Below are 6,952 nucleotides of genomic sequence, written 5' to 3' on the forward strand. Positions count from 1 at the left end.
CAAAGTCATGCGGGTCGGGTGCCACGGTTTGCGTGTACTCACGCTAACCGTGCCAGTTCACCGCATGGTTCATCTTGCGGGCTGACTAAGGATGAAGGTTATGACTTCGGAATTCTATGAAACTCTGGTGAGTTAGGCTTGCACAACGCAGGCTACAGACAATTTCTACTTTGATCGCCAAGCAGCGCTGATAAGATGTGCCTTGCTGAGAATGCTCTTCGTAGCATAATCGAATCCTGAATCAGGAGAACAGCATGTTCGAACGTGAACTTACCATCTACCGTTTTCTTACCGGTTACGAAAAGATCGTTCTGGCTGATTTGCCGGATGAGCAGTTCAACCAGCCGCCGTTTCCTGGGGGAAATCCCCCATCATGGATTGTAGGACACCTGGCCCTTTCATCCGATTTCGTATTGATGGTGCTGGATAAACCCAGGCTTTGTCCCAAAAGCTGGAACGTACTCTTTGGTCCCGGTTCCGATCCCAGAAAGCATCTCGATAAGCATCCACGAAAAGAGGAACTGGTGGCGGCACTGGGGATAGGTAAAGAAGCTGTTTTCAGAGAAGTGCCTGGAGCCAGTCCCGACCTGTTGACCAAAGTGAATCCTTTTGAACCACTACGACAATATTTACCTACCGCGGGAGACTTGATCACGCACCTGCTGACTTCCCATGAGAGTTTTCATCTCAGCCAGTTGTCGGCATGCAGAAGATCAGCAGGGTTTACACCAGTCTTTTAACGCAGCCTGCTCTGAATGTCGTTGCGTAGCCTGCGAAGTGGATCGCGCTGGTCCTGCGGTGCCTGTACCAATGCGACATCGAGAGCTTCTATGGCTTCCTGACGCAGGGCTTTGGCTTGCTCTTCCCCTGCATCAATCGCATCCTGATCCAGGAAACGAGCCTGGTAACTGGCCAGTTCCCACGAGCCATTCGTCACTTGTTTGGTCTTGAGCAATGCTCGAATGTCATTCATCGTTGCTTTGCGATAATCGGCCTTGCCCTGGTCGGCGCCAGCACGGGCAAACAGCACGAGGTTGGCAGTGGCAGATGCTTCCAGTGCGTCAGCCTGCATCTTGACCTGCTGTGCTGGTAAAAGTCGTAGCGCGGTTTGCGCATCCAGGCGGCTGTTCTGCAGTTGCTTCTGCACTTCTTCCCACGGAGTTGCCTGCGAGATGCTGCGCCGGATCAGATTGCTGCGAACAATCAACGGCGATGCGTGAGACAAGTTACATTGTGCACGATCTGCAGGAATATAGCGATTGAGCAATGGCACCAGAACGAGCGGTTGATCCTGCAGCAACGAAATAGCCTGGCTAAGGAGGTTGCTTCCCAGGCTGGCATGTTGCGTTGCCTGATAAAACGCATCCACTGCGCGCCCCGCATCATTTTTGATCAGGTAGTATCTACCGAGCCAGAATTGTGCCTCTGCCAGATCAGGGTCAAGTTTGATTGCCTTTTGCAACGCCCTGAAGGATTGCTCCAGCCGGGCTGCATCGTTTTTATCGTTCAATGCCCAGCGTAACAGACAGCGACCCAGGTAGGCATGCCCGGTTGCCATCGAGGGGCGTGCTTCGAGTTGCTGACGATATGCACTGGTCGCGGATTCAAAAATAGTCTGTGCAGCAGCGCCACCCAATAGTATTGCGAGGCGTTCACGTGCCTGCCCCAGCGATTCCCATGCAGCTTCGTAATTCTTATCCAGTTGCGTAGCCTGCAGGGCGTCGTTGATGGCATCCTGGTACATCTGCTGCCGCTGATTTTCCGCAATGGGTGTGTAATCACCCAGCATCGATTTGGCCAGGCTGCGATTGCTGCGAAAGATGGCAAGTACACGATCGCGCGGGTTCACGGATTCAGCAATCTGAATGGCCTTGTCGTACGCAGCGATGGAGTCATTCAGGGTTTGCCGCAATTCGGTTTCGTTGTTCCCTTGTGCCAGTTGGTAATACCTGGCAATGCCCATGAGATTCCACCCGCCAGCAAAGGTGGGGTCTGCTTGTGTTGCTGCATTTGCATTCGTGGTAATGGCTGCAATATCCGCTGCCGAAAGGCTCCATAGTCTGTTCAGGCACTGCCCCTGACCAGTCAGATACTCAGCCCTGGTACGCCCAGAACCCGGATACAGTTTGAGGGCTTGTCCGTAGGCATCAGCAGCAACACGCAGCGCCGGCTTATTGCCTAGCTCAGGCCAGTTTTCATAGGGCGTATCAAAAATCAATTCGCCCTGGGCGGCATAGATCGTTGCGAGTTGGGCATGCTGCCCGGACTTCAGCTTGGTAGTTGCTGCCAACTGCTGTGCAGGCCTGAGAATGCGTTCATACAGTGTCAGCGGGCTGGTGGCTTCAAACATGGTTCGATGAGCTTTAATGAACTGCCATGTCTGTGCGTAGTAATCGATTGCCTGATCATTCAGCTTGGACCTTTGAGCAGATTCTGCCTGTTTCAGCTTGAGGCTGGTTAACAGCACCGGCCCCTGGGGCATCTTGAGTATTTCATCCTGCCAGGGCGACGTGAGCAGAGGTTGCAACTCATCTGGATGCTTGGGAATCGGGTTTTGGATTGCAGCCAACAGGCTTAACATCAGGTGTGATGTGTTTTTACCAATAAATCGTTCTGCGGTGGGCAGCCAGGCCGGTATTGGAGCCGCTACTTGCGCACTCAGTGCCTGCACATCGGTGACGTAATTCACCCGCTCAGCAGCTTTCTCGAAAATGGTCAAAGCCCGGTCACGACGAAAACCGGTGAGCGAGATGTCTCGTTTCAGTGATTCTTCCAATGCAGTAACCGCACGCTTGGGATCATTCATTTCCTGCCAGAAGCGTGCCTGCACGTAATGAGTGTATGCCGTCGGTGCATTCAAGGTGTTCATCTGCTTAAGCCAGTGATCGGCCTGCTGCAGATTTTTGTTTTCACCTTCCATCATGCATTCGGCACGAAATGCAAACAGCTTGCTTGAATAGGCACTGGCTGGCACCTGTTCGAGTTCGCGGTAATTCTTACTGAAGATAACCGGTTGATTGGCATTGGCTATCACACTGTCTAAGCGAGCCTGAAGGAAACTGGGGAACCCCGGCTCCTGGATATTCTTGCCCAGCACAAAAACAGGTGTTGGAACCGGAATGGGTTTCGTTGCGACCGGAGGCGGGGCAAGCAATTCCGGTGGCTTGGTTATGGGCGGTGCGGGCTGTTGATTGTTCGTTGCAATGATGTCAGGAGTCTTGTTCGTCGTAACATTGGTAGTGGGCTCAATTTTCTCTTCTACGTACAGTGGCCCGACAAACTCGCCCGTTCTGTTGCGGTCTATCACATTGGTTGCAAGTGCAGGCTGAGTAGCCTGAGCAATGGAACTTTCGGGAGATTTGTCCAGTAGCTGATTAACCAGCAATGCCATGCCGATGCCAACAGCAAAAACGCCAGCCAGTGGAATCAGGATTTTCCGCAGTGGACCCTTCTCATTGACTGTCTGTACGGTTTCCTTCTCCGTGGCACCCTGGATTACAGGACGTATTTCCGGCTGCGTATCGAGGTTGGCGTCCACTTCGGAAGGCGTCTTCAGAGGTGCAGGGTACACTTCATGCGGTTGCAGCATGACTGGCATCGTCGTATGCTCATCACGCGTTTTCACAGCAGGCCGTGCAGGTTCTTTCTGGACAGGTTCAGCCTTTCGCGCTGGTGGGGCAGGTGGCGGAGCATCATCGAGATCGAAACCATCCTCTTCTACTGAGTGCATTAATTCGCCATTGGCGGGCACTGCTTTCACCAGTGCATTGATAAACGCCTGGCATGATTCAAACCGTTCTTCAGGAAGTACGCTGGTGGCTCGTGCAATCACCATGCGCTCAGCTTTCAACAATCGTTCCAGATCGAGTTGGCCTTCCAGTTGCCTCATCATCTGATCGTACGCTGAGCAATCAGGCCCGTAAGGCAACTGACCGGTTCGCAACTGATAGTAAGTGATGGCCATCGAGTACTGATCAGACCATCGAGTGACTTTGCCTCGAAGCACTTCTGGCGCAGCATAGTGGAAGGTGAACCCGACAGAATCCTGCTTGATCTCGGCAACAATGTTTTCAGTTTCCAGCACTTTCGCCAGGCCGAAATCGGTCAGCTTGACAACATCATTGGCCAGCATGATGTTGTCAGGCTTCACATCACGATGTTGGATGGAAACCAGTCGATCACCCAGTTTATGTCGGGGCTGATTGAGGTAATCCAGCGCCTGGGCCACTTGCTTCATGTAACCCAGCAATTCCTGGGCAGGTATGCCAGGCTTGCCTTCTTCCTGGTACTTTTCCATCACCTGCGTCAGGTTGCGATCTGCCAATCTGGTTGCAATCACCAGCGTGGCTGGCGTCGGCGAACCCGCATGGCCTCGCAACTCGTCCGGTATCGGCTGGCCATGCCGATCCAGCAACCAGTAGGCTCGCAGTTCCATCAGACTGTTGTGATGGATGTGCTGAATAATCTCGAGTGCGCGATATTCCTGTTTGCCTCGGCCGCCAACACGATCAAGATCCTTGATGATCTTGAGTGCAATGGGAACACGGCCTGGCGCCTGTGCTTCCCAGACTTCGCCATACGCGCCACGACCCAGCAGCGATACCAGCTTGTGCCCTGGCACAATTTCGCGGTTGGGTTCGATCACCAGGTTATCCTGCTGAACCGATCCAGCCCGTTCGATCGCCCTGCGGAGTTCGCGTGCCAGATCCTGACAGTTGGCAAACCGGGCTTCAGGTCTTCGACTGGCTGCCCTGCGAATCACCTGTTGTTCTGCCGTGCTCAGTTGCGAGAGATCCAGCCTGCCTTCGAGTGCCTCAGTCAGAATGACATTGGTTTCATTCATCGAAAAGGGCAGGGTGCCTGTGCGCAGGAAATAATAGGTAATCGCCAATGAATATTGATCGCTGTAAGGACTGGGCACGCCGGTTTCCAGCATTTCCGGCGATGTGAACCCAATGGACACTCCCGGATGCGAAGAGTTTCGAAGTTCTCCCAGTACATGTGACAGCCCATAGTCACATACCTGTACCGCACCTCCGACGATAAGAATGTTCTGGGGCTTGATGTCGCAATGCGGAAGCGACCTGAGACCTTTGCCCAGATCATGTTTAGCAGCATTCAAATGATCAATCGCTCGCGAAGCATCTTCAAAGTAGCTGATCAACTCCACACTTGGTATGCCCGTTTCCCCCTGTGCTTGGCACTCCTTCAATTGGTCAAGCAGGCTACGCTCACCCAGGCCCATGGCAACATAAAGGGCTTCGGGTTGTTCCGATTTGATGTCCAGAGAGAAGTCACCCAGCGTGTGGGTACTATCACTGGGGCTAAATGGATTCTTTGAAGGTCTTTCCTTCTTGCGGGCATCGTTCGCCGAGACGTAGCCTTCATCATCCCGAATCCACATGGCGAGAATCGGGCACAGATTTGGATGGCGGATTTTCTTGATCAGTTCCACCGAACGCAGATCGGTGAAGCCGGGTTTGTCTTTGAGCTTGATGATTTTGAATGCGACTTCAGTGCCACCAGGCCCGCTGGCCTGCCAGACATCTCCGTACCCGCCTTTGCCAAGAAACTTGACCAGGCGGTACCCTCGAACAGGCTCGTCACCTTGTTGAAATGCTCGGGGCATAACATCCACACTATCAGGGCGATACGTAGCAAAGTATAGCTTGTGCATCATGCACATGCATCACTACGCGTTAATTTTCCTCTTGTACCCTAGTTTGCCCAGTTTGTGGAGAGGAATTGTCTGGAATGTCCCCATATAAAGTCATGCAGGTCGGGTGGTACGGTTTGCGTGCTCAGAACTCTTGAAGAATCCATCCATGAAAACCATCATCTGTGAATCAGCATTGGATCTAGGACAGCACGCTGCACACGAAGGTGCCGCCATCCTGCGAAAAGTTCTAACTGAACGTGACCATGCCCGCATCATTCTCGCCACCGGTGCTTCCCAGTTCACCATGCTTGATGCGCTCTTGAATGAACCCGATATCGCCTGGCATCGGATTACGATGTTTCATCTCGATGAATATCTGGGCCTGCCTCCAACCCATCCTGCATCATTCCGCAAATATCTCTGGGAACGCTTTGTCAGCAAGTTGCCTGTACCACTGCAAGCAGCGCACTGGATTGATGGCGAAGCCAATATTGAACTGGAATGCCATCGACTTGGTAAGTTGATTTCCCACTTTCCCATCGATCTCGCGTTCATTGGGATTGGCGAGAATGGCCACCTTGCCTTCAACGATCCACCTGCCGACTTCGAAACGGAAAAGCCTTTCATTCCAGTTCAGCTCGATGAAGCATGTCGACAACAACAATTGGGCGAAGGCTGGTTTGCTACCTTCAATGACGTTCCCGATCAGGCAATCTCAATGTCCATTCAGCAAATCATGAAGAGCAAGGCAATCATCTGCAGCGTTCCCGACAGCCGCAAGGCACGAGCAGTGGAAAATGCAGTGAAAGGCCCTGTCACCCCGGCAGTCCCCGCCTCGATCCTGCAAAATCATCGGAATTGCAGGCTCTTTCTCGATACCCACAGCGCAGCACTTCTGTGAAATTGCGTGCTTTACGCTGAATGGCAGTAACTGATCTGGATTTTCCATCTTCATGACCTGTCAATACTTACATCGAGCATCCGAATTTATTCAATGACACCAGCGTGGTTTTTCGATAATATACACCTTGCCTCCGTTTTTGCGGAGGTATTTTGTTCTTTGACAATTTGGTGAGAGAGGAGCCAAGGGGAGGCTGTGATCATCGGGCAACTGATGGTTACGAGCTGAACCTTAGTCTTGAGTATCTGAGCCACGACCGCAAGGGAGTGGTTTGGAGGGCTCAAGACCCTTAATAAGTTTCAACGAGTAATTCAGTTGAGTCGGTGATACATACAGATTGAACTATCCAGTTCAAATTGCTTCTTTTGAAATGAACGCTTTGGTGAGCCGGG

The 6,952-nt window shown here is 52.4% G+C and carries 3 protein-coding genes; 2 read left to right on the forward strand and 1 reads right to left on the reverse strand.

The window, feature by feature from the left end:
• The first annotated feature begins 254 nt into the window (after positions 1-254).
• Complete coding sequence (locus JNJ77_17740; protein ID MBL8824434.1) at positions 255-740, forward strand: DinB family protein; 486 nt, start codon at positions 255-257, stop codon at positions 738-740.
• On the opposite strand, the gene JNJ77_17745 is transcribed toward JNJ77_17740, so the two are convergent.
• Positions 737-5,680 (reverse strand): protein kinase, encoded by a 4,944-nt coding sequence (locus JNJ77_17745; protein MBL8824435.1) that lies wholly within the window; start codon positions 5,678-5,680, stop codon positions 737-739. The genes JNJ77_17740 and JNJ77_17745 overlap by 4 nt on opposite strands.
• Positions 5,681-5,825: 145 nt before the next feature.
• Between JNJ77_17745 and JNJ77_17750 the strand changes: the two genes are divergently transcribed.
• A complete protein-coding gene (locus JNJ77_17750) occupies positions 5,826-6,560 on the forward strand; it encodes a glucosamine-6-phosphate deaminase (protein ID MBL8824436.1) in 735 nt (244 codons plus the stop codon).
• Positions 6,561-6,952 lie beyond the last annotated feature (392 nt).

This window comes from Planctomycetia bacterium, assembly GCA_016795155.1.
GTDB lineage: Bacteria > Planctomycetota > Planctomycetia > Gemmatales > HRBIN36 > JAEUIE01.